Raw genomic sequence first — 528 nt, 5'->3', positions numbered from 1 at the left:
GCCGGTCACGAAATAGCGACCGCCGCCTTCGCCCCGCCCGCCGCGGCCGCATCGGGCCACAACGAGCTCGAAGTTGCGCGCGGAATTGGAACCGGCGCTGCGAACATGCGCAGTATCGATGCTGATGACGAACTCTTTGCGTCGATCGCCGGGAAGCTGCATTTCAAGCTGGCGTCGTTCGTCCGTTTGCGCCCTTGCGTGCAATTCTTCCTCAGCAACCTGATCGTCGAGCCGTTCGCCAATCCTGATGGTTCGCTTGCGCACGGTGGCATGCGTCTCGGTCGGCTCAACGGGCAGGAATTCGGCAAGCACTCTCGCAGCCTGCCGGTACGGCATCATGCTCCCCAGCCGCGCCGTCAGTTCCATCAGCTCGGATGTCGCTCGATCCGGGCAGATCTCCCGCAGCGGCGCAAAGGCATCGACCATGCCTGGGTAACAATCCCGACACAGCATCCAACGAGGATTGCGCACCTCCACGATGCCAAAGACAGTCCGGATCCGTCGCGTCGTGTAGTCCTTGACCGGCCG

At 63.1% G+C, this 528-nt stretch carries 1 pseudogene; it reads right to left on the bottom strand.

Going from position 1 to position 528, the window contains the following annotated elements:
• Positions 1–426, bottom strand: a pseudogene (locus EN807_RS32465) (ISKra4 family transposase); the annotation flags it as partial.
• Between the last annotated feature and the right edge of the window lie 102 nt (positions 427–528).

The organism is Mesorhizobium sp. M5C.F.Ca.ET.164.01.1.1 (assembly GCF_004792125.1).
Classification (GTDB): Bacteria; Pseudomonadota; Alphaproteobacteria; order Rhizobiales; family Rhizobiaceae; genus Mesorhizobium; species Mesorhizobium wenxiniae.
This window is presented reverse-complemented; position numbering and strand designations above follow the sequence as displayed.